At 70.4% G+C, this 21,173-nt stretch carries 19 protein-coding genes and 1 pseudogene; 9 read left to right on the top strand and 11 right to left on the bottom strand.

The features are described from left to right. Positions 1 to 207 precede the first annotated feature (207 nt). Together era and BKA14_RS24120 are read left to right on the top strand one after the other, a co-directional pair. Complete coding sequence (gene era, locus BKA14_RS24125; protein ID WP_184956929.1) at positions 208 to 1,098, top strand: GTPase Era; 891 nt, start codon at positions 208 to 210, stop codon at positions 1,096 to 1,098. A 107-nt stretch (positions 1,099 to 1,205) separates the two neighbouring features. Next, entirely contained in the window at positions 1,206 to 2,309 is a 1,104-nt protein-coding gene (locus BKA14_RS24120; RefSeq protein ID WP_184953147.1) for an acyltransferase family protein, read from the top strand. Between the two features lie 120 nt (positions 2,310 to 2,429). On the opposite strand, the gene BKA14_RS24115 is transcribed toward BKA14_RS24120, so the two are convergent. Both BKA14_RS24115 and BKA14_RS24110 read right to left on the bottom strand, forming a co-directional pair. Beyond that, on the bottom strand, positions 2,430 to 3,185 hold the full coding sequence (locus tag BKA14_RS24115; protein ID WP_184953146.1) for a thioesterase family protein: 756 nt from the start codon (positions 3,183 to 3,185) through the stop codon (positions 2,430 to 2,432). A gap of 7 nt (positions 3,186 to 3,192) precedes the next feature. Further along, positions 3,193 to 3,981 carry a DUF4097 family beta strand repeat-containing protein gene (locus tag BKA14_RS24110; protein WP_184953145.1) on the bottom strand — a complete coding sequence of 263 codons (789 nt, stop codon included), beginning with the start codon at positions 3,979 to 3,981 and terminating at the stop codon, positions 3,193 to 3,195. A 140-nt stretch (positions 3,982 to 4,121) separates the two neighbouring features. Here BKA14_RS24110 and recO point away from each other — a divergent pair, with 140 nt between their 5' ends. From recO to BKA14_RS24095, 3 genes are all read left to right on the top strand, one after another. Continuing rightward, positions 4,122 to 4,898 (top strand): DNA repair protein RecO, encoded by a 777-nt coding sequence (gene recO / locus BKA14_RS24105; RefSeq protein ID WP_184953144.1) that lies wholly within the window; start codon positions 4,122 to 4,124, stop codon positions 4,896 to 4,898. Then, entirely contained in the window at positions 4,895 to 5,677 is a 783-nt protein-coding gene (locus tag BKA14_RS24100) for an isoprenyl transferase (RefSeq protein WP_184953143.1), read from the top strand. The genes recO and BKA14_RS24100 overlap by 4 nt, the downstream gene beginning before the upstream one ends. A 130-nt stretch (positions 5,678 to 5,807) precedes the next feature. Further along, a complete protein-coding gene (locus BKA14_RS24095; RefSeq protein WP_239092712.1) occupies positions 5,808 to 6,323 on the top strand; it encodes a histidine phosphatase family protein in 516 nt (171 codons plus the stop codon). Between the two features lie 281 nt (positions 6,324 to 6,604). Here the strand turns inward: BKA14_RS24095 and BKA14_RS24090 are convergent, their stop codons facing one another. From BKA14_RS24090 to BKA14_RS24080, 3 genes are all read right to left on the bottom strand, one after another. Further along, positions 6,605 to 7,309 carry an HAD family hydrolase gene (locus BKA14_RS24090; protein WP_239092713.1) on the bottom strand — a complete coding sequence of 235 codons (705 nt, stop codon included), beginning with the start codon at positions 7,307 to 7,309 and terminating at the stop codon, positions 6,605 to 6,607. Continuing rightward, positions 7,306 to 7,599, bottom strand: coding sequence for an MTH1187 family thiamine-binding protein (locus BKA14_RS24085; RefSeq protein ID WP_133872614.1), 294 nt, complete (start codon positions 7,597 to 7,599; stop codon positions 7,306 to 7,308). The genes BKA14_RS24090 and BKA14_RS24085 overlap by 4 nt, the downstream gene beginning before the upstream one ends. A gap of 135 nt (positions 7,600 to 7,734) precedes the next feature. After that, on the bottom strand, positions 7,735 to 8,403 hold the full coding sequence (locus BKA14_RS24080; protein ID WP_184953141.1) for an NADPH-dependent F420 reductase: 669 nt from the start codon (positions 8,401 to 8,403) through the stop codon (positions 7,735 to 7,737). Positions 8,404 to 8,528: 125 nt separating this feature from the next. On the opposite strand from BKA14_RS24080, the gene BKA14_RS24075 reads away from it, so the two are divergent. Then, positions 8,529 to 9,404: an aldo/keto reductase gene (locus BKA14_RS24075; protein ID WP_239092714.1), complete on the top strand. Its 876-nt coding sequence runs from the start codon at positions 8,529 to 8,531 to the stop codon at positions 9,402 to 9,404. A 1-nt stretch (position 9,405) separates the two neighbouring features. On the opposite strand, the gene BKA14_RS24070 is transcribed toward BKA14_RS24075, so the two are convergent. From BKA14_RS24070 to BKA14_RS24060, 3 genes are read right to left on the bottom strand one after another with little or no spacing between them, the layout of a single operon-like run. Next, complete coding sequence (locus BKA14_RS24070; protein WP_184953140.1) at positions 9,406 to 10,335, bottom strand: methylenetetrahydrofolate reductase; 930 nt, start codon at positions 10,333 to 10,335, stop codon at positions 9,406 to 9,408. Positions 10,336 to 10,356: 21 nt separating this feature from the next. Beyond that, the gene (locus BKA14_RS24065; protein ID WP_239092715.1) at positions 10,357 to 10,830 is read right to left on the bottom strand and encodes a hypothetical protein; all 474 of its coding nucleotides are present in this window, start codon (positions 10,828 to 10,830) and stop codon (positions 10,357 to 10,359) included. Further along, positions 10,827 to 12,581 (bottom strand): histidinol-phosphatase, encoded by a 1,755-nt coding sequence (locus tag BKA14_RS24060; protein WP_239092716.1) that lies wholly within the window; start codon positions 12,579 to 12,581, stop codon positions 10,827 to 10,829. The genes BKA14_RS24065 and BKA14_RS24060 overlap by 4 nt, the downstream gene beginning before the upstream one ends. Positions 12,582 to 12,695: 114 nt before the next feature. On the opposite strand from BKA14_RS24060, the pseudogene BKA14_RS24055 reads away from it, so the two are divergent. Further along, a pseudogene (locus BKA14_RS24055) lies at positions 12,696 to 13,340 on the top strand (ABC transporter ATP-binding protein); the annotation flags it as partial. A 56-nt stretch (positions 13,341 to 13,396) separates the two neighbouring features. After that, positions 13,397 to 14,152, top strand: coding sequence for an ABC transporter permease (locus tag BKA14_RS24050; RefSeq protein ID WP_184953138.1), 756 nt, complete (start codon positions 13,397 to 13,399; stop codon positions 14,150 to 14,152). A gap of 3 nt (positions 14,153 to 14,155) precedes the next feature. Here the strand turns inward: BKA14_RS24050 and BKA14_RS24045 are convergent, their stop codons facing one another. Further along, a complete protein-coding gene (locus BKA14_RS24045; RefSeq protein WP_184953137.1) occupies positions 14,156 to 14,806 on the bottom strand; it encodes a response regulator in 651 nt (216 codons plus the stop codon). A 37-nt stretch (positions 14,807 to 14,843) separates the two neighbouring features. Then, positions 14,844 to 16,265, bottom strand: a complete 1,422-nt coding sequence (locus BKA14_RS24040) for a sensor histidine kinase (protein WP_184953136.1) — start codon at positions 16,263 to 16,265, stop codon at positions 14,844 to 14,846. A gap of 2,571 nt (positions 16,266 to 18,836) precedes the next feature. Between BKA14_RS24040 and BKA14_RS24035 the strand changes: the two genes are divergently transcribed. Further along, complete coding sequence (locus BKA14_RS24035) at positions 18,837 to 20,132, top strand: IS256 family transposase (protein ID WP_239092718.1); 1,296 nt, start codon at positions 18,837 to 18,839, stop codon at positions 20,130 to 20,132. A gap of 208 nt (positions 20,133 to 20,340) precedes the next feature. Here the strand turns inward: BKA14_RS24035 and BKA14_RS24030 are convergent, their stop codons facing one another. Next, the gene (locus BKA14_RS24030) at positions 20,341 to 21,141 is read right to left on the bottom strand and encodes an energy-coupling factor transporter transmembrane component T family protein (protein WP_184953135.1); all 801 of its coding nucleotides are present in this window, start codon (positions 21,139 to 21,141) and stop codon (positions 20,341 to 20,343) included. Positions 21,142 to 21,173 lie beyond the last annotated feature (32 nt).

Raw genomic sequence — 21,173 nt, 5'->3', positions numbered from 1 at the left:
GGGCGCGGCGGTGCCGGTGACGGCCAGGGGCGCGGCCGGGCGGCCGGCTCCCCGAGCGCAAGCGAGCCGGGCCGCAAGCCGCGGGCGCGTCAGGAGCAGGGGCGCGCGAAGGCCCCGCAACGGGCGGATGCCGGCGGGGCGGCCACCCCACGTACGGGAAAAGCAAGCGGGACGACGCGCACGCACCGTCACCGTGAGGCGGGGCGGATCACGCAGGACGACGTCTATCGCGCCGGGTTCGCGTGTTTCGTCGGGCGGCCGAATGCCGGCAAGAGCACGCTGACCAACGCGATCATCGGACAGAAGATCGCGATCACGTCGAACAAGCCACAGACCACCCGGCACGTCATCCGGGGCATCGTGCATCGCGAGAACGCGCAGCTCGTCCTGGTCGACACGCCCGGTCTGCACCGGCCCCGCACGCTGCTCGGCGAGCGGCTCAACGACCTGGTGCGCGAGGTGTGGAGCGAGACCGACGTGATCGGTGTCTGCTTCCCGGCCGACGAGCCGGTGGGGCGGGGCGACCGGTTCATCTCGTCGGAGCTGGCCGAGCTCAAGGCGACGGTGATCGCGGTAGTGACCAAGGTCGACCTGGTCGACCCGGGCACGCTGGCCCGGCACCTGCTGGCCGTCAGCGAGCTCTACGATTTCGCCGAGATCGTGCCGGTGAGCGCGGTCTCCGGACATCAGGTGCAGACGCTGGTCGACGTGCTGGTCAAGCATCTGCCCGAGTCGCCGCAGCTGTACCCGGACGACGTGCTGACCGACGAGCCGGAGCAGGTGCTGATCGCCGAGCTGATCCGCGAGTCGGCGCTCGAGGGGGTGCGCGACGAGCTGCCGCACTCGATCGCGGTTCTCGTCGAGGAAATGATGGTCGAGGGCGGCCTCACGAAGATCTATGCCGATCTCTATGTGGAGCGGGACAGCCAGAAGTCGATCGTGATCGGTTCGCGGGGTGTGCGGCTCAAAGAAGTCGGCAGCCGGGCCCGCGCGGAGATCGAACAATTGCTGGGCACCCGCGTGTATCTCGATCTTCATGTGCGGGTGGCCAAAGAGTGGCAACGTGACCCTCGTCAGCTGCGTAAGCTGGGTTTTTGATCATCGCTATTGCGCTTGATCGACAATTCAAACCTGGCAATGCATCGATTATGGGATAATTCACGCTGGTTTGCGGGATATGTCCCGACTGGGTAACAAAGAATTCTATGCGCAACCGGTACCTGGATCTGCTGCGAGCAGTCGCAACCGTCCGGGTCGTGGTCTACCACTCGACCGGCTGGGCGGCCCTGACCATCGTCTTCCCGGCCATGTCGGTGATGTTCGCCCTGGCCGGTTCGATGATGGCGGCCTCGCTCGACCGCTACGGCCCGTTCGCCGTCGAGCGCCGGCTGCACCGCCTGCTGCCGGCGCTGTGGGTGCTGGCCGCGATCGCGGTCCCGACGATGCTCGCCGTCGGCATGGCCTGGGACTGGGAAGTCCTGCTGTGGGCGTTCCCGATCGTCGACCCGCCGGCCGAGGGCTTCTGGCTCCAGGGTCTCGCCGCGATGTGGTACCTGCGCGATTTCCTGTGGTTCGTGCTGCTGTCCCCGCTGCTGCTGCCGGTGTTCCGCCGGTTCCCGCTGACGACCCTGGCTTTCCCGTACGTGGCCCTGGCCGTCATCACCTTCGCCGGCCTCACGCCGCCGGTGATCGTGCGTGACCTCGCCCTGTACGGCGCGGCCTGGCTGCTCGGCTTCGCCCACCACGACGGGTTGCTGGCCCGCCCCCGCACCGCGCTGCCCGCCCCGGCCGCCACCGGGCGTGGCGCCGCCCTGGCCCGATACCGCTGGTGGATCGCGGGGGTGTTCGCCGTGACGGGCGCGGCGTGGGCGCTCACCCATCCCGGCCCGCGCGGGCTCGACCTCAACGACATCCCGCTGGCCAACGCCCTCTGGTCGGCCGCGTTCATCCTGGTCGTGCTGGGCATCTCGCCGCAGGTGGCCCCGCGCCGCATCCTCACGGTCCTCAACGCCCGGGCCCTCACGATCTACCTCTGGCACGTCCCGCTGATCATCGCCGTGGTCCGCCTGGCCGAGGCGACCGGCCTGCCCGTGCGGGGCTGGGTCGGCATCTCGTGGCGGCTGGCCGTGGTGGCCGTGCTGCTGGGCCTGGTCGTGCTGGCCGTGGGCTGGGTCGAGGACGTCTCGGCGGGCCGCCGCCCCGCACTGATCCCGGGCCGCCCCCGCCGCGTCGCCCCCGTGTCACCGGCCCCGGCCGGCGCCCGCGGTCTCCCTCGTCAGCGCGCCATCGCGTCCGGCTCGCAAGGGTAGACCGAACCTTCCCGCGCCCCCTGACTCATCCACAACGCCCACTTGTCCCCCTGCCGGCAGAGATCGCCGGAGCGCGCGACAATCGCCTCGGGCGCCCCGGGAGCGGATGGGTGATCTTGGTCAGCGGGCCCGGATCACCAGGGGCTGGGAGACCTGGCCGAGCGCGCCGTCGAAGTCGTAGAGCTCGCCCGTCGTCAGGCCCAGCCCGTCGGTGCTGAGCGCCGTCCGGCAGGCCAGGTGCACCCATTCGCCGCTCGCCGGGCGCAGCAGCGTGGTGGTCATGGTGGGCGGGATCGACAGCCACTCGTCCATCGGCAGCACCGCCGACAGCCCGTTCGCCGAGTCGGCCACGATCAGCGCCCGGTCCTGGCCGTCGAGCTCGCCGCCCTCGATCAGCGGCATCCGTACCCGGGTCCACACGTGGGTCTCCCCGCCCGGCCGGCCCAGTTCGCCCTTCGACACCCGCCACTCCGTGGCTTGCCCGTAGCCCCACTGCTCCATGCCTCCGAAGACGTCCTCGCCTTCGGGCAGCGGGTCGGGGTGGTCGGCCGGGGTGGTCACGGACGGGGTCGGGCCGGGCGCGAGATGCCAGGCCCGGGCGGTCACCGCGACCCGGCCGTCGATCACCATGCGGGCCTCGTTGAGGGTGGTGAGCCGGCCCGGTTTGAGCGGCGAGACCTCGACCCGCAGGTCGCGGCGCGGGATCGGGCCCAGGAAGTCGACCGAGATGCGGGCCAGCCGCTGCCCCTCGACGGCGAGCAGCCGGCCGAGGAGCGCGGCGGGCGGCCCGCCGTGCTGCATCTCGGTGTCCCACGGGCTCTCGGTCGAGCGGGTGGGCCGGAACTCGCCGTCGCCGAGCGGCAGATAGAAACTCATGCCCCGATCATGCCGCGGTGAGGATGGCGTCCCCACTGCCGGTGCGCAGGTCCAGCACGTTCTTCGAGGTGGAGTCGTTGATCAGGCCGCTGACGCTTTCGTCGCCCGAGCCGGTGTAAGTGTCGATCTTGTAGCTGCCCTGGGGCACCCGCACCTGGACGTCACCGCTGGTGGTCTGGGCCGTCACCGAGGCCGCCGTGGTCAATTCCGCGTTGATGTCGCCCGAGGTGAGCTTGAGCGTCAGCGGGCCGGCCGCGTTGATGACGTTGATGTCGCCCGAGGTCGACTGGATGTCGACCGGGCTCTTCGCGTTCACCACCCGCAAGTCGCCCGAGGTGGCCCTGAGCTTGACCTTGCCCGCGGGGTCCATGATGTTGACGTCGCCGGAGGTCAGCTTGACGTCGGTGTCGCCCACCGACTCGAGCGCGATGTCGCCCGAGCGGAGCTCGCCGCTCACCTTCACGCCGGTCGGGGCGACGATCTCGTACGACGCCGAGCAGTTGTGCCCGCACGAGGTGTCGATGAGCAGCTTGCTGCCGTCGAGGCGGTAGGACTGGCCGGGGTCGCTGGTGCTGCGCTGAATGATGCGCTTGATGCTCGTCTCGGCCACGGCGGCGGTGCGGATCGAGACGTCACCGCTGCCCCCGTCGAGCCGAATCTCGGTGATCTTGGTCTTCTCGGTGTCGTCGTACGTCATCCGGGCTCCGACCACTCCGGAACACCCCGTCAGGGTCGCGGCCGCCGTCGCGGCGATCAGGGTGATGACTCCGGCGCGCCGGACGAGTGTCGTGGTCATGGGGATGACGCTATGGCCCGGCCGGGTGCGGGCACCATCGGTCCTGTCACTGACCGACCCCCGAGATGACCCTGAGACCGAGTCAGGGTCGGCCGCCCCCGGAAGCCGGTCCTGTCGCACCCAGGGGGCAGAATGACGGGGTGCCTGCCGCCGGATACCGCCGCCATCTCTACCGCGACGACGCGGTGGTGCTGCGCGTGCAGAAACTCGGCGAGAGCGACCGCATCATCACTCTGCTGACCCGCCGGCACGGCCGGCTGCGGGCGGTGGCCCGCGGGGTCCGGCGCACGTCGTCGCGCTTCGGCGCCCGGCTCGAGCCGTTCGGCCACATCGATCTGCAGCTCGCCGGCTCGCCCGAGGGCGTCGGCAGCTCGCTGCACTCGGTGAGCCAGGTCGAGGCGGTGGCGCTCTACGGCAAGCAGTTCCTCACCGACTATCCGCGTTACACGGCGGCCAGCGCGATCGCCGAGACGGCCGAGCGGCTCACTCCGGTCGAGCGCGAGCCCTCGTTGCGGCTGTTCCAGCTCACCCTGGGCGCGATGAAGGCGCTGTCGGTCGGGGAGCACGCGAGCAGCCTGGTGCTCGACGCCTATCTGCTGCGCGCGATGGCCACAGCCGGCTGGGCGCCCGCGGTCGCCGAGTGCGCGGTCTGCGGCACCGCCGGGCAGCATGCCGCGTTCTCGGTGCCGGCCGGCGGCGCGGTCTGCCCCGACTGCCGCCCGCCCGGCGCGGCCCACCCCGCGCCGGCCACGCTCGGGCTGATGAACGCGCTGACCCTGGGCGACTGGGCCGTGGCCGACGCCAGCGAGCCGCCGGTGCGCCGCGAGTGCAGCGGCCTGGTCGCCGCCCACCTGCAATGGCACATGGAGCGGGCGCTGCGCTCGCTGCCGCTGGTCGATCGACGGGAGAACCCATGACGCCGCGTCCACCCACCCCGCACCTGTCCGGCGCGACGCCGCCCGAGCTGCCCAAGGCGGCCCTGCCGAAGCACGTGGCGATGGTCATGGACGGCAACGGCCGCTGGGCCAAGGAGCGCGGGCTGTCCCGCACCAAGGGGCACGAGCAGGGCGAGTTCTCGCTGTTCGACACCATCGAGGGCGCCATCGAGCTGGGCATCCCCTACCTCTCGGCGTACGCGTTCTCCACCGAGAACTGGAAGCGATCGCCCGAGGAGGTGCGCTTCCTCATGGGCTTCAACCGTGACGTCATCCGCCGCCGCCGTGACCAGCTGGTCGAGCTGGGGGTGCGCGTGGTGTGGTCGGGGCGCCGGGGCCGGTTGTGGAAGAGCGTGATCTCCGAGCTGGAGACGGCGCAGGAGATGTCGAAGAACAACAAGACGTTGACCCTGCAGTTCTGCGTCAACTACGGCGGCCAGGCCGAGATCGCCGACGCCGCGGCCGCGATCGCGCGTGACGTCGCCGCGGGCAAGCTCAAGGCCGACCGGGTCACCGAGAAGACGATCGAGAAATACCTGTATCACCCCGAGGTGCCCGCGGTTGATCTCTTCCTGCGGCCGTCGGGGGAGCAGCGCACGTCGAACTTCCTGCTCTGGCAGTCGGCGTACGCGGAAATGGTCTTCCTCGACACCCTGTGGCCCGACTTCGACCGCCGCCACCTCTGGTATGCGTGCGAGTTGTACGCGAGCCGCGACCGGCGCTTCGGCGGCGCCATCCCCAACCCGGTCAGCCCGACGTGAGCCGGGCTGGTCGGTCTGCGGTGAGCCGGCCTGGTCGGCCTGCGGTGAGCCGGGTGGGTCGGTCCGGGGTGAGTCGGCCTGGTCGGTCCGGGGTGAGCCGGTCGGCGGGTTTTGGTCCGGGCGGCCCGGCGTGAAGCGGCTGTGGCTGGCCCGGCACGCCGAGGCGACGGCCGACGAGTCCGGGCTGTCCGAGACCGGCCGGCGTCAGGCCGAGCTGCTGGGGCAGCGGCTGGCCGGTGGGGGCATCACCCGGATCAGTCACAGCCCGCTGGCCCGGGCCGTCGAGACGGCCGCGATCGTCTCCGCCGCCCTGCCCGGAGTGCCGGTCGAGGCGGCCGCGGAACTCGACGACTCCGAACCGTCCGAGGACCCTGGGGCCGCCGAGGCGATGGTGGCCCGGTTCGCCGACCCGGCCGCCGACGAGCTCTGCATCACGCACAACTTCCAGATCGGGTGGTTCCTGCGGGCCGTGCTGCAGGCCCCGCCCGAGCGCTGGCTCGGCCTCAACTCCTGCAACACCGGCATCACCGTGCTGCAGTGGCGGCCGGGCCGGCCGGGGGCGGTGCCGCTGGTCTTCAACGATGTCAGCCACCTGCCGCCCGAGCTGCGCTGGACGGGTTTCCCGCCGGAGCTCAGCCTGCCGTGAGCCGTCGACAGGCGCGGCAGCGGTCAGCCCGGCGGTGGATCAGCGCGGGGTGAGCTCGCCGGCGGGGCGGGGCGGTGCGGGGCGGGGCGGGGCGGTCCACCGTGCGCGAAGCGCGAGGGTCGGCGGCGTGGGGCGGTCTGCCCTGTGCGAAGCGCGAGGGTCGGCGGCGTGGGGCGGTCTGCCCTGTGCGAAGCGCGAGGGTCGGCGGCGTGGGGCGGTCCGCCCCGTGCGAAGCGCGAAGACCGGCGACGTGGCAGGGAAGGCCGGCGACGTGGAGGCGGTCAGGCGGGTGGTGTGGAGGCGGTCAGGCCGTCGGCGCTGAGGATGCGGACGGCCGCGTCGACGTCGGAGAGGTCGGGCAGCACCGCGTGCGCCCCGGCCAGCACAAGGTCGGCCATCTTGGTGCGGCCCGTCGCCACGGCCACGGCGAAGGCGCCGTTCGCGAGCGCCGCCGTCACGTCGTGTTCGGTGTCGCCGATGACGACCGGGTCGAACCGCTCGCCGTACTTGGCTTCGGCCCGTTCCAGGCTGCGCCGCACCAGGGTGGCCCGCACGCTGTCGTCGGTGCCGTAGCCGCCGACGGAGGCGTCGAACGCGTCGCCGAGGCCGAACGCCGCCACTTTGGCCGCCGCCACCTCGGGCACGTTGCCGGTGACCAGTGTCTGCACCACGTCCGGGTCGTCGCCGAGCCGGGCCAGCACCTCGCGGACGCCCGGCATGAGCGCACCCTGTTCGGCGAACAGATGCTTGGTGCGCTCCACCTCGGCCACGTAAAGCGCGAAGAACCGCTCCGCCGTGCAGTCGGTGACCCCGTGCGTCGCGAAGACCTCGGCGCAGATGTCCATGTCCGTACGCCCGCCGAAGTTCGGCGTCGCCCGCCACGGCACCCCGGTCAGCTCGGAGAAGGCCGCCCTCCAGGCAACGGTGGCCGCGCCGCCGGCCCGCAGCAGCGTGTAGTCGATGTCCCACATCACCAGGCGTCTCATTCGCGCAACACCCGTTCGATGTGTTCCACCTTGGCGGTGAGCGCCCCGGTCACCCCGGGGCGCACGTCCGCCTTGAGGGAGACGCTGACCCGCGGCGCCTTGGCCGCGACCGCGTCGACGGCCTGCTTGACGACGGCCATCACCTCGTCCCACTCGCCTTCGACGGTGGTGAACATGGCGTCGGTGCGGTGGGGCAGCCCGGAGGCACGCACGACTCGCACCGCCTCGGCGACCAGGTCGCCGACGGAGTCACCCACCCCGAGGGGTGTCACAGAGAACGCAACCAGCACCCACCCATCGTCGCAGGCTTCACCCGTACGTAGGCAAGCCTGTGAACAAGGTTCCTGAGAGCGCTCTCTGGCGCTGTTCACGCTGGTCAACGGGCGGGCCGCAACGCAGTGTGAACGGCAAAACGGATCGCGCTCTCAGCGTTTCGCCGCGTCCAGGGCCTCCCGGATGACCGCGGCCGGCGCCGCCGTGCCCGGCAATTCCCCGTACGAGCCGTAGGGCGGGCCGTAGACGGGGGTGCCCACCTCCTGCCGCCAGCTGTCCGCGAGCGTGCCGGCGTCCACCGCGTCGTAACCGATCGTGTCGAGAAACTCCGTGGCGGTCTGCTTGGCGGCCATGTCGTCACCGGCGATCGGCAGGGCCGAACGGTCGTCGGCGCCGGCGGGGCGGGCCAGGGCTCCGAGGTGACCGGACCACAGGTTGTTGAACACCTTCACCACCCGGGCCGACCCCAGCGCCTGCTGCTCGAGCTGGGCGCTGGTGAGTTCGCCCGTGTCGAGCGCCTCGAAATGCCCGTCCCGCTGCGGGTAGTAGTTGTTCGTGTCGAGCACGACCTTGCCCGCCAGCTCATCGACCGGCAGCTGCGCGAACACCTTGAACGGCACGCTCACCACCACGATGTCACCGGCCGCGGCGGCCTCGGCGGCGGTGGCCGCGCGCGCCTTGGGACCCAGTTCGTCCGCGAAGTCCTGGAGGGTCTCGGGCCCACGGGAGTTGCTGATCACCACGTCGTAGCCGGCCGCCACCGCGAGCCGGGCGACCGTGCCACCGATGTTTCCGCTGCCGATGAATCCGATCGTCGTCATGACCGCGACAACCCGGCCCGCGCGGAGGGGATTCCGGGATTTACAAGTTAGCAACGACACGTATAAATCGGTATCGGGCGGGCGGCGGAGTGCCCGTGACCGGTGGCGGCGCTACCGTTCCCGCGGTGATTACCGCAGACGCAGCCGGCACGTGGACCCTCGGCGATCAGACAGTCAACCGCATGGGCTTCGGCTCGATGCGGCTCACCCCCAACCCCGACCTCGCGGTCGCTCGGGAAGTGCTGCGGCGAGCGGTCGAACTGGGCGTCAACCACATCGACACCGCCGCGTTCTACGTCTCACCCGGCGGCATCCTCGACGTCGGCACCGGTGCGGCCAGGTTCGCGACCGAGCTGATCCGAGCAGCCCTTTCCCCGTACGATCCGAGCCTGTTCATCGCCACGAAGGTGGGCCCGGGCCTCCTGCCGTCGGGTGAGTTCGAGATCGCCGACACCCCCGTGCGCCTGCGGGCCCAGGTGGAGGAAAACCTGCGCCGCCTCGGTGTGGACCGGCTCGACCTGGTCAACCTGCGCCTGACCCGGCGCGGCGGCTCGATCGCCGACCGCTTCGCGGCCCTGGCCGCCCTGCGCGACGAGGGTCTGATCCGTCATCTGGGCCTGTCCAACGCGACGCTGGAGCAGGTGGACGAGGCCTCGGCGATCGCCCCCGTCGTCTGCGTCCAGAACAGCTTCGCCCTCGACCTGCGCCGCGACGAGGCCCTTGCGCGGGCATCGGCCGTACGGGACATCGCCTTTGTGCCTTTCTTCGCCATCGCCGGGACGAGCCGCGAGGACGGCGCGTCACCCGTGACCGACGACGCCGTGACCAGCGTCGCGGCCGCCCACGGCGTGACGCCGCATCAGGTCCGCCTGGCCTGGACCTTGCACCAGGGTGACAATGTGCTGGCCATTCCCGGCACCGGCGACGTGTCCCATCTGGAGCAGAACATCGCCGCCGCCGCGCTGCGCTTCACCCCCGAGGAATTGGCCCGGCTGAATTGAGCTAGGAACGCAGCAGGGTGCAGATCTCGCGGGCCAGTTCGGTGGAGGCCTCGATCTCGGCCTTGCGGATCGACACGCTTTCCACATTGAAGCCGTACGGCATGCCGAGGCGTTCGCAGTAGTCCTTGAGGTCGCGCGCGATCGTCAGGGCCTCGCGGCGGGAATCGGCCAGCGGGTCGGCGGATTCGCGCAATTCGGTGGCCAGCCACGGCGGCACCTCGACACCCAGCCAGGCCAGGAACTCCAGAGTTTTCGGCGAGCCGCACAACGAGAGCGTGAAAATGATCGGGCGGGGCGTGATCTCGGCCTCGCGGCAGGCGTAGAAGTAGTCGGAGACCAGATTCTTCGTCTCGTTCAGGTCGTAGATCACCTGGGAGATGAAGAACGTGCAGCCACGCTCCTGTTTGGTCAGCATGCGCAGGTGCTCGTCGCCGTGGCGGGCGTGCCGTTCGCCGATCACCACCGCGCCCAGGGGCAGCGACGGGCGTACCTCGTGGTGCAGTTGCTGGGCCCGGCGCAGGGACGTCTGCACGGGCTTGGTGCCCGAGGACGAGCCGACGAAAACGCTCAGGACCTGGCCGGTGTCGGCGGTGGCCAGCCAGCCGCGCATCTCCTGCTCGGTGTATTTGCCGACGCAGCGGTAGACGACAGTGGGTTTGTCCCAGTCGCCGAGGTGGTCGGTGTGGAACGACGCCGGGTCGAGCGTCGGCAGGTAGGGGAACGGGCGTTCGTCGGGATTGCGGTCCGACTCGTCGTCGATGTCGTAGAGGATCAGCCCGTCGAGGTCGAGGCCGGCCAGGCGGCGCACCGTGACCTCGGCTATCTCCTTGACCCGCTCGGGGGCGGTGGCGCGGCGCGGCGGGGTGATGCTGAAGAGCATCACCCCGCCCTGTGCTTCGGCGAGTTTCGACTGCAGCGAGTTACGTGACACGGGCCCAGCGTAGAGAAGGGCCTACCCGTGGTCGGCGCAGCAGGGGGTCGGGTCCCGCGTTTCGAACGGTACGAGCACCCCACCGGCGGCCGGCATGGTCACCAGAACGAGGTCGTCGCCGCGGAACTGCGGGCGGACGAAATCGCGGGTGTCCACGACGGCATCGTCCTCGGCGACCCCGGAGCCGAGCACCTCCACGCGGTCGATCCCCGTACGTTCCAGCAGTTCGGCCACGGTGAGCCGGCCGGTCAGCTCCGACGAGCCCGGGAAGATCACGGCTCGCCCGAACCTCCCGGTGGCGGCCGCGTCGGCCCCCGCCCGGAGCTCGTCCGTGGTCTCGTAGGAACTGGTGGAGACCACACTGATGGCGACATGGGGGAACGGCGTCTGCACGAGATGCGTACACGCGAAGGAAGGGGCCGGATCCAGCGCGAGGATCCAATGGTCGGCTTCGGCCACCTGACGATGACCGAAGCTGACCCCCGTCGAGATCACTTGGGCAGGACCCAGATCGGGTTGGTGTAGAACCACAGGTCGCCCCACGGGTCGGCGTCGCCCAGCACGTCCAGCTTCGGGCCCACCGGGTCGACCGCGGCGCCCATCAGACCGGCCTGCGTACGGTTGGCGTCGGTGCCCCGGACCCGCACGTAGAACGGCTTGTCGAGCCGGCCGAACGAGTACGTCAGCGACACCTTGCCGGTCTTCTGCGACACCTCGAACGACTTGACCACCTTGGTGTTGGGGGCCGTGAAGGCGTCCTTGTCGGCGACCGGGCCGGTGACCGTGCCGACGATGACGTCGACGCGCTTGAGCACCGGGACGAACTGCGCCCAGTTCGGCACGTCCTGCAGGTCGATGTCGAGCGTGATCTCGGTGGAGGTGCCCCGCTTGACGTGCAGCACACCACCGAGCGGGGTGCCGGTCGCCCCGCGTCGGTCGCCGGCCACGCGGACCCGGGCGTCCAGGCCCTTGATCAGGCGGCCGTGGTCGACCCAGACCCGGCCGGCCCGCAGCCCGTCCATGACCTGCTTGTAACCCCACGACGAGGCGCCGACGTTCGTACGGCCGTAGAAGCCGGGCCAGAAGTCGCCCGCCGTGGTCAGCGTCTTGCCGGTGTAGACCGGGTCGTTGTACTTGCCGTTGGCCTCGAAGTCGCTGCCCGGGCCGCGGTCCGACTGGTCCAGGTAGTTGACGTGCGAGTCCGAGTTGACCGTGATCCACCAGGCCTTGCCCTCGGACAGCAGGCTGTCCCAGAGGCCGCCCACGGTCGAGGTCATCCAGTCGAAGCCGCCCCACGTGCGGTAGCTCTCCGGCGGGTAGCCCGGGAACGACGCGGCCGACGGGTTGTTGTCGTAGTACCCGCGCGCGCCGCCGCGGCCGTTCGGGGCGGGGATGCCGGCGGCCTGGTGGCCGGGCGCGCCCTCGAAGCCGACGGCCACCGACGGGTCGGCGTCGCGCCAGTTGCGGATCTCGTGCGGCGAGTCGATGCCCCGCCGGGCCGGGTGGTTGGCCAGGAACAGGGCGGCCTCGACCTTGCGCGCCCGCACCTGGGAGCCGAGGAACTTGATGCCCGCGATCGCGGCCGCCTCGTTCTGCTCCGGGGTGTTGGTGGCAGGCAGCAGGTTGCCGTCGTAGTTGGTCTCGAACTGCTTGAGCACCTCCACCTCGTGCTTGCTCGGGGCCACGAAGACGGTCGCGTGCTCGGCGGCCGGGATGTTCCACTCCAGGCCCTGGAAGGTGAGCAGGTCGCGCAGCTCCTCGCGGGTGGCCCGGATGTCCGGGTTCACCTTCTCGACGCCGATCTTGGCGTGGGCGACGCTGCCGTGGTCGGTGATGACGACCCAGTCGAGACCGAACGCGCGGCCGTGCCGGGCCTGGTCGATCACCCGGTACTGGGCGTCCGAGCTGTACTGCGTGTGGATGTGGTGGTCGCCGGCGAGCCAGGTGAACCCGCCCTTCGCGGTGCCACCACCGGCCGGGCCGTGGCTGTGCGGCAGGCCCGCGGCCTGCGCGGCGGTCGGGGTGGCCAGGACGGAAGCGGCGGCGCCGGCGCCGAGCAGGCCCGCGCCCCGGAGGAAGCCACGCCGCGAGACGTCGGACGGCGACAGCTCGCTGTCCGGGATGCTCATGTCGAGAGCCGCGGGAACGTCGCCGCCGGCGGACTCGTGCGCGTGATCGTGATGGTGGTCGTGACCGTGACCCATATCGGTGATCTCCCACAGATGGATGCATGCGTACTCGGGCACACATTCGTCGTGACAGATCAACGGCGCATGTACCGCGCCTTACTTTCGTCAGTACGGGCGGCTGCCGTTCGGGTCGGGCGCGAGCACCACCTGCGCTTCTAGCGTCTGAGCGTGCTGATAAAGCTGCGGAAACTGACGAAGCGATTCGGGCCTGCGGTGGCCGTCGACGGACTCGATCTGGAGATCCGGCCGGGGCGGGTGACCGGCTTTCTCGGGCCCAACGGCGCCGGCAAGTCCACGACCATGCGGATGATCCTCGGACTCGACCGGCCGACCTCCGGGCAGGCGCTCCTCGATGGGCAACCCTATTGCTCGTACGAGTGGCCGCTGCGCAAAGTGGGCGCCTTGCTCGAAGGTGGGGTGCACCCGGGCCGTACGGGGCGCAATCACCTGCTCGCGATGGCCCGGAGCAATGCGATTCCCGTACGCCGGGTGAACGAGATGCTGGAACTTGTCGGGCTCGGCGGCGCCGCCCGTAAGCGAGCCGGCGCCTACTCGATGGGCATGCGTCAGCGGCTCGGGATCGCGGGCGCGCTGCTGGGCGACCCGCCCGTGGTCATCCTCGACGAACCGGTCAACGGCCTCGACCCGGACGGGGTGCGGTGGATCCGCGGCCTGATGCGCGACCTCGCCGCCGAGGGGCGCACCGTGTTCGTTTCGAGCCACCTGCTCAGCGAGATGCAGGTGACCGCCGACCACCTGATCGTGATCGGCCGCGGCCGGCTGATCGCTGACGCGTCGCTGGCCCAGATCGTCGCCGGGCACGCCTCGCTGGAGGACGCCTACTACCGGCTCACCGAGGGGAGCGTGCTGTCATGACCGTGCTCCGGGCGGCGATCGGCGCCGAATGGACCAAGCTGTGGACCACCCGTACGGTCTGGTGGGCGCTGCTGTCGGCCTTGCTGCTGATGGCCGCGGGGGCCGGGCAGTACGCGCTGTACGCCGAGAACGGCGACCTGCCCGCCGACGTGCTGCGCGGCGGCCTGGTGCCGGCCGGGACGATCGCCGTGCTCGCGCTCAGCTTCGCGCAACTGGCCTTCCTGGCGCTGGCGATGCTGACCATGACCAGCGAATTCTCCACCGGCACGATCCGGGCCGCGCTGACCTGGGTCCCGTCCCGCGGACGGCTTCTGCTCGCCAAATGCACGGTGGTCGCCGCCGTGACGTTCGTTGCGGGCGTCGTCGCCGGTCTGGCCGGCTCACTGGTGGCCCGGCCGTTGCTGGGCGACCTGGGCTCCTCGGGCGGCGTCGTCGCGCAGAGCCTGAAGATCGGGCTCTACCTGTCCGTGCTCGGCGTCCTGGCGGTCGGTCTCGGGGCGGTGCTGCGGGGACCGGTGCTCACCCTGGTGGTACTGCTGATGCTTATCGTGGTCGTGCCGCCGCTGCTGCAGGTGCCGGACGTCGCCGTGCTCAACGGCATCGCCGACGCCCTGCCCGGCGTCGCGGGCGACCACTTCCTGCGCGGCCACAGCGACCCGTACGCCCCGGTCGTCGGCTTGCTGATCCTGACGGCGTGGGCGGTCGCAGCCGTTGCCACCGGCCGCGCGATCCTGCGCAAGCGCGACGCCTGACGCTCAGACCAGGCCGGCCTCGTAGGCGACGATCGCCGCCTGCACCCGGTTGCGCACTTCGAGACGGCTCAGCACGCTGCTCACGTACGCCTTGACCGTGCCCTCGACGAGGAAAAGCCGCCGCCCGATCTCCGCATTGGACAGTCCCGCACCGATCAGAGCGAGCACCTCGCGCTCACGATCGGTCAGGACGTCCACCTTGGATCGCGCGGCGGCCCCGGCGCCCAGCCGCGGACCGGCCAGATCGGTGATGACCCGGTGCGCCACCCGCGGCGACAGGTAGGCCGCACCCGCCGCCACCGCCCGGATCCCCGCGGTCAGCTCCCGCGGGTCGCTCGACTTGAGCAGGAAGCCCGCCGCCCCCGCCGCGATGGCCTGCACGATGTACTCGTCCTCGCCGAACGTGGTCAGCACGAGCACCCCGGACTCCGGGACCAGCCGCCGGATCTCCCGCGCGGCCGACAACCCGTCCTGCCGCGGCATCCGGATGTCGAGCAACACCACCGCCGGCCGGTGCCGCCGGACCAGGTCGACCGCCTCGATGCCGTCCGCGGCCTCCCCGGCCACCTCGATCCCGTCGACGTTGTCGAGGATCGCGCGGATCCCCGCCCGGATCATCGCCTCGTCGTCGGCGATCAACACCCGGACACTCATCCGCGCCCTCCCTCTGACCGACCCGTTGCGCGTTCGCTCACTTGAGCCGTTCCTTGCTGCTCAGACGCTCGTCGGTGAAGCACAGGCGGTACGCGGCGTCGGCCATCGGGAAGTTGCCGTCGCTGTAGAGCTCGCACCCCGCCTGCTTGTCGCCCGGCGCCTCCCGCGACGGCAGCACCCCGGCCAGTTCGCCGCGCGGCGTGCCGATGCTCATCCGCTCGAAAGCCGCCTCCTCCAGCACCGAACCGGCCACCGCGAACGGGTAGTAGCCGAGCGCCGTCACCAGCGCCAGCACCGCCGGGGTGAGCACGGCGGCGGCGAGGCTCCGGCGGGCCCGGCGGCGCATCTCGCTCTCCCCGGCCTCCTCGTGAGCCGGCGCGCCCGCCCGCGGGACCTCGGCCACGGTGCGGAAACCCCCGGTCGGTGTCGGCCCGGCGAGAAGGGTTCCGCCGTTCAGCCGTACGCGTTCGCGCAGCCCCACCAGACCCAGACGCTCCGCTCCGTGCGTTTTCCGTCCCGCTGGGCGCTCCGGGGCATCGTTGACGACAGTGATCGTCGACGCCTCGCCGTCGTCGGTCAGAGTTACCCGTACGGTGGCACCGGGCGCATGCCGGCTCGCGTTGGTCAGGCTCTCGCGCACCACCTCATAGGCCGTACGCTCGGCGCTTCTCGGCAGCTCACCCGACGTCTCCACGAGAATCGTCATCCCGGCGGCGCGGGACTTCGCGATGAGCGCCGCGATGTCGTCCCGCGACGTCGGCGCCGGCTCACCGTCCTCACGCAACACGCCGATGATCTCGCGCAGCTGGTCGGTGGCGGTCGCGGCCGACTCCCGGATCCGCCCCGCCGCCGCGCTCTGCTTGCCGGCCAGACCCGGCGTCGTCTCGAGCGCACCGGCCGACAACGCGATCAGGCTCAGCTCATGCCCGAGCGAATCGTGCATCTCCTGAGCGATCCGCGCACGTTCGCGCAGTCGCACCATGCGCCGTTCCGACTCCAGGCGCGCCGCCCGCTCCCACCCGGCCGAGATGAGCCGCGCCTGCTGCGCCCGGTAACGGCCCGCCAGCCAGGGGAACACACCCAGCAGCACCAGCATCATCGTCAGCGAGAACCATTCGGCCTGACTCGTGCCCAGCACGACGAAGTTGAGCACCGTGCCGGCCGCCGCCACGACCACGAACGCCGCCGCGACCACCCGAATGCGCTCGGTCCGTAAACCCACGAGGTAGCTCATCACCGGCAGCGCGAACACGAAGTTCCCGTCCACAAGCGTCCCGACCACGACCACGAGCCACCCCACGAGCGGCCACCGCCGTGCCGTCGCCGCAATGACACCCCCGGCCACGAGCGATCCCAGGATGCCGACCGGGTTCGCGCTCATCACGTGGTTGACCACGACCGGCGCCACCAGAACCGCCGCGGTGCTCCCGTCAACCGCCCACTCCCGGCGTCTGCCCATCCGGTCAGGCTATCCACGCGCTTCCCGCTCCCACTACTGACGAAAGTAAGCCGTGAGCGGGGTGTCCGGCGGACCGGGCCCACTCCGGCCCCCGACCGGCAGCGCTCCGGTGGCGCCATTGCACCAAAGCCAGTGCTCCGGTGTTTGCGGCGGCAGGGTCAGTGCTTCGGTGGTTGCGGCGGCAGGGTTGGTGCTTCGGTGGTTGCGGCGTCAGAGTCGGTGCTCCTTTGGCCGCGGCGGCAGGGTCGGTGCTTCGGTGGTTGCGGCGGCAGGGTCGGTGCTTCGGTGGCTGCGGCGACAGAGTCAGTGCTCCAGTGGCCGCGACGCCGAAGCCAGCCGGGGACAGGAGCCAGCCGGCGACAAGCCAGCCGGGACAAAGCCAGCCTGTGACAAGGCCGGCCGCCGACGACCGAGACGAGGGACTCGACCGCGCCTACCCCGAATCACGCCGCCGCGTCGTCCGGGCCGGTGATTTCACGGTAACGATTTCACGGCCCGATCGGCCGCCGTTCCGCGCCTCTACTTTTTCTTTTCTTGTCGACAAGAATGGCATGATCGAATACTGACATCCGGCTGGGTGGGCGGCGGACAATATTGGTATGGGTCAGCTGTCGTTGTTCAGCCGGGCTGCTGTTGCCGGCATGCGGGATCGGACCCGGGCGCGCAATTATTCGCCGGGCAACGACGAATTTCGGCGTGACCATGAGCGGCGCCGGGCGTGGGGTTTGCGCCAGCGGCACAGAGAGAAGGCGCGGTGGGTGGAGCAGAACCTTGCGCTGGTTTGGCCCTCTGGTCGTCGTCCGGTTGTGCAGCTCCGTCGTCCGGTGCAGCAGCGCACGGCGAGGCTCTCTGCGGAATCTGCTGCCGCTTCTGAATCTGCTGCGGCTTCGCGGCGGCGTGGGGGGAAGACGCCGTTGGGGATGTCGCTTCCGCTTTCGATTGCGACTCGCGCTCGTTACATTTTATTGAATTTGTGTGGTTGCCGTCGGGCCGTGGTTGCGGTGAAACTCGATGCCGCTTTCAAGCTACCGGCGGGTGCAACTCACCGTGCTGTGTCCGGGGCCGTAAAACGCCTTTTTTCGGTGCGGGAAGGGACTGTCATCACGAGGCGGGAATCCGGCGGCGTCGCTCAGAAGGCACAGCTGGGCTGCATACCTCGTCGAGGGCCCGCCGCGGTTTCGGAGAACACTCTCTCCGGTCCCATCATCTTTTCCTTCACCTCATCGGGCTGTCTCACCGCTTCACCCCGCCCTCCGCCACGGTGTGGCCTCTGCTACGCCTCGGGATCCGTCACGCCTGGGCTTCAGTGCGTCTCCGCTTCCGTCGCGCCCCCGGTCGCCGCACCGTGAACTCCGTCGCGCCCTGGTCCGCGGCCAGCCGCATTCTGCCCGCGCTGCGCCCTGGTCCGCGGCCTGCCGCATGCTGCCCGCGCTGCGGCCTGGTCCGTGCTGCGGCCTGGTCCGTGCTGCGCCGCGCCCTGGCCCGTGCCGTGCCCGCCAGTTGGACGTCTCCGTCACCTCCGGCGCCGGCCCACTGATGCTCAACGCCATAGCCGTGGTCGTCACCTTCGGCGTGCCCTCACTGATCGTCACCCTGAGCGGCATGGCCATCCTGCAGGGCCTGATTTCGTCGTGCGTCGCGCCCCGGCCTGCGTCGCGCCCCGGCCTGCGTCGCGCCCCGGCCTGCGCCTCGCCCCGCCCTACGCCTCGCCGCGGCCTGCGCCTCACCCCGGCCTGCGTCGCACTGCGGCCTGCGTCGGGCTTTGGTCTGCGTCGGGCTCTAGTCTGCGCCGCGGCCGGCGTCGTGCCCTGTCCGGCGTCGCACCCCGGCATCCGTCGCAGCCCCGCATTTGTCGCACCCCGGGCTCTGCCACGCCCCGGTCTACGCCGTGCCCCGCCAACGCCGCGTGGTGAGAGCTCGTTACGTAGGCTGCGGCTTCGGCGACACTCTGTTCGGTTGCATCATCTCGTCCTTCGCCTCACCGGGCTGTCTCACCGCTTCGCCCTGCCCTGGCCTCTGATGCGCCTCAGCTTGGGTCACGCCCCAGCCTTTCTGGCACGTGCCTCCTTCGGTCACGCGCAGACCTCCGGCGACGCCTCTGCTTCTGTTACGCCCCGGCCTTTGCCGCATCTCGGCCTTCGTCACGCCTCGACCTTCGCCGTATCGCGACCCTCGTCCTGTCCCGGCCTTCGGTCACTCCCGGTTTTCGGTACGCCTCGACCTTCGCCGTATCGCGACCCTCGTCCTGTCCCGGCTTTCGGTTACTCCCGGTTTTCGGTACGCCTCGACCTTCGCCGTACCGCGACCCTCGTCCCGTCCCGGCTTTCGGTTACTCCCGGTTTTCGGCACGCCTCGACCTTCGCCGCACCCCGGCCTTCGTCACGCCGCGACCTTCGCCGTACCGCGACCCTCGTCCCGTCCCGGCCTTCGGTCACTCCCGGCCTTCGTCTCGTCCCGGCCTTCGGCCCGCCCCGGCCAATGCTGCGTCATGAGAGCTCGGGTCGAGTGTTTACGCAGGCCGCGGGTCTGTAAAACGAACGGTGTAACTCCTGATCAAGGGAGTAGCACCTGATGACGGACACGACAGCTGCCGTGGATACTGCCGCGGTGCCGAAGAAGAAGGACCAGGCCGACGGCGGGGTGGATGCTGAGCTGGTCGGCCGGCTGGTTGAGCAGGCCCGCGCAGCGGGCCTGCAGTTGACCGGCGAAGGTGGTCTGCTGCAGCAGCTGACCAAACGCGTGGTCGAGGCCGCCCTGGACGGCGAGATCACCGACCATCTGGGCTATGACAAGGGCGACCCGGCTGGCAAGAACGGCGGGAACTCGCGCAACGGCAGCCGGTCCAAGACGGTGCTGACCGAGGTCGGCCCGGTGGAACTCAGCGTCCCGCGTGATCGTGACGGCAGCTTCGAGCCGCAGATCGTCAAGAAACGCCAGCGCCGGCTGACCGGGGTGGAGGACATGGTCATCTCCTTGTCGGCCAAGGGCCTGACCACCGGGGAGGTCCAGGCGCATCTGGCTGAGGTCTACGGCGCTGACGTGTCGAGGCAGACGATCTCCACGATCACCGACCGGGTCCTCGACGCGATGGCCGAGTGGCAGAACCGGCCCCTCGACCCGGTCTATCCGGTGATCTTCCTGGACGCGATCCACGTGAAGGTCCGCGACGGCAAAGTCGCCAACCGGCCCGTCTACGTCGCGTTGGCCGTGACCGTCGAGGGCACCCGCGACATCCTCGGGCTTTGGGCCGGTGACGGCGGCGAAGGCGCCAAGTTCTGGCTGCAGGTGCTCACCGAGCTGAAGAATCGTGGTGTCGCCGACGCGCTGATGGTCGTCTGTGACGGGTTGAAAGGCCTGCCCGACGCGATCGGGCAGACCTGGCCCCTCGCGGTCGTCCAAACCTGCGTGATCCACCTACTGCGCAACTCGTTTCGCTACGCCGGCCGACAGCACTACGACGCCATCGCCAAAGCCCTGCGACCGGTCTACACCGCACCCACCGAAGCCGCCGCTAAGGCCCGCTTCGGCGATTTCGTCGAGGCCTGGGGCGAGCGTTACCCGGCGATCGTCCGGCTCTGGAACAACGCCTGGGCCGAGTTCGTGCCCTTCCTCGCCTTCGACGTCGAGATCCGCAAAATCGTGTGCTCGACCAACGCGATCGAGAGCGTGAACGCCAGGATCCGCCGCGCGGTCCGGGCTCGCGGGCACTTCCCAAACGAGCAGGCTGCGCTGAAATGTGTCTATCTCGCGGTCATGAGCCTCGACCCCACCGGCACCGGACGACGCCGATGGGCGATCCGCTGGAAACCCGCCCTCAACGCCTTCGAGATGACCTTCGAAGGCCGCCTCAACCCGACCGACAACTAACCGCAGTTACACCGTTCGTTTGACAGGCCCCAGGCCGCCGACGTGGGGTTGTAGTGAGCGTTCGTTGCGGGGGATTGAGCACTCCGTACGCCGCCGGATAGGGGTGTCTGGGTGGTCTCGCGCGTCCTTGGCCGGCAGTGAGCGGGGCGGGGTGGATGCTGTGCCGCCAGGTGCTTGGAAGGTGCGAGGTGAGTGTTTGCTGCGGGGGTCAGATGATGGGGCGGAACAGGCCTAGGGCGATCGTCACGGCCAGGGTTGTCGCGGACAGCAGGACTGCGCCGGTGACCAGGGCTGTGTCGGCGGGGTGGAAGGTCTGCTTTCGGGCGTGTGTGCGGGGCACGCCGGAGTCGAAGCCGCGGGCGTCCATTGCTACTGCCAGGCGGCCGCCGCGGCGGAGGGCTCCTACCAGCAGGGCGAAGGCTGTGGAGACGAAGAGGCGTACGGCGGCGATCGGGTTTTTGCCGGCGTCGATGCCTCGGGCGCGTCGGGCCAGGGTCAGCATCTGCCATTCGGTGCCGAGCAGGGGGAGCAGGCGGAAGGCGGCCAGCGCGCCGATGGCGAAGCGGGCGGGGGCCTTTGCGTTCTGCACCAGGGCGTCGGCCAGGTCGGTGGGGTCGGTGGTGGCGAAGACAAGCACGCCGGGGACGGCCACGGCGAACAGTCGCAGGATCAGGCCCAGCGCCGAGGTCAGCACGCCGGTGGTGACGTCGAACGGGCCCAGGTCGAGCAGCAGCGTGCCGGTGCGGTTGGCCGAGAACAGCACCATCGTGACCAGCAGGCCCAGCGATGCGACCAGCACCGGCCAGGCGCGTTTGGCCAGCGTGGAGTAGCGGACGCCGAAGAACGGCGCCGCGGCGAGTTCGATGGCCAGGGCGATGGCGGGGGTGAGCGGGTCGAGTGTGGCCAGCAGCGGCAGCGAGAAAAGCATGGCCGCGGCCAGCTTGGCGACCGGGTTGCGCCGGGCCAGCGGCGCCGACGGATCAGCGATCGGCTGCAAGGAGAGGGTCATGGGCGCGACCGCCGGCGCGTGAAGCGAGGGAG

It is taken from the genome of Paractinoplanes abujensis, from assembly GCF_014204895.1.
GTDB classification, from domain to species: Bacteria; Actinomycetota; Actinomycetes; order Mycobacteriales; family Micromonosporaceae; genus Actinoplanes; species Actinoplanes abujensis.
This window is presented reverse-complemented; position numbering and strand designations above follow the sequence as displayed.

Excerpts from the sequence above, each read along its gene's own strand:
- BKA14_RS24050 (WP_184953138.1), top strand. The coding sequence starts at position 13,397 with ATGACCGTGCTCCGGGCGGCGATCGGCGCCGAATGGACCAAGCTGTGG.
- BKA14_RS24040 (WP_184953136.1), bottom strand. The coding sequence starts at position 16,265 with ATGGGCAGACGCCGGGAGTGGGCGGTTGACGGGAGCACCGCGGCGGTT.
- BKA14_RS24110 (WP_184953145.1), bottom strand. The coding sequence starts at position 3,981 with ATGACCACGACACTCGTCCGGCGCGCCGGAGTCATCACCCTGATCGCC.
- BKA14_RS24115 (WP_184953146.1), bottom strand. The coding sequence starts at position 3,185 with ATGAGTTTCTATCTGCCGCTCGGCGACGGCGAGTTCCGGCCCACCCGC.
- BKA14_RS24100 (WP_184953143.1), top strand. The coding sequence starts at position 4,895 with ATGACGCCGCGTCCACCCACCCCGCACCTGTCCGGCGCGACGCCGCCC.
- BKA14_RS24090 (WP_239092713.1), bottom strand. The coding sequence starts at position 7,309 with ATGAGACGCCTGGTGATGTGGGACATCGACTACACGCTGCTGCGGGCC.
- BKA14_RS24035 (WP_239092718.1), top strand. The coding sequence starts at position 18,837 with ATGACGGACACGACAGCTGCCGTGGATACTGCCGCGGTGCCGAAGAAG.
- BKA14_RS24120 (WP_184953147.1), top strand. The coding sequence starts at position 1,206 with ATGCGCAACCGGTACCTGGATCTGCTGCGAGCAGTCGCAACCGTCCGG.
- BKA14_RS24080 (WP_184953141.1), bottom strand. The coding sequence starts at position 8,403 with ATGACGACGATCGGATTCATCGGCAGCGGAAACATCGGTGGCACGGTC.
- BKA14_RS24030 (WP_184953135.1), bottom strand. The coding sequence starts at position 21,141 with ATGACCCTCTCCTTGCAGCCGATCGCTGATCCGTCGGCGCCGCTGGCC.
- BKA14_RS24045 (WP_184953137.1), bottom strand. The coding sequence starts at position 14,806 with ATGAGTGTCCGGGTGTTGATCGCCGACGACGAGGCGATGATCCGGGCG.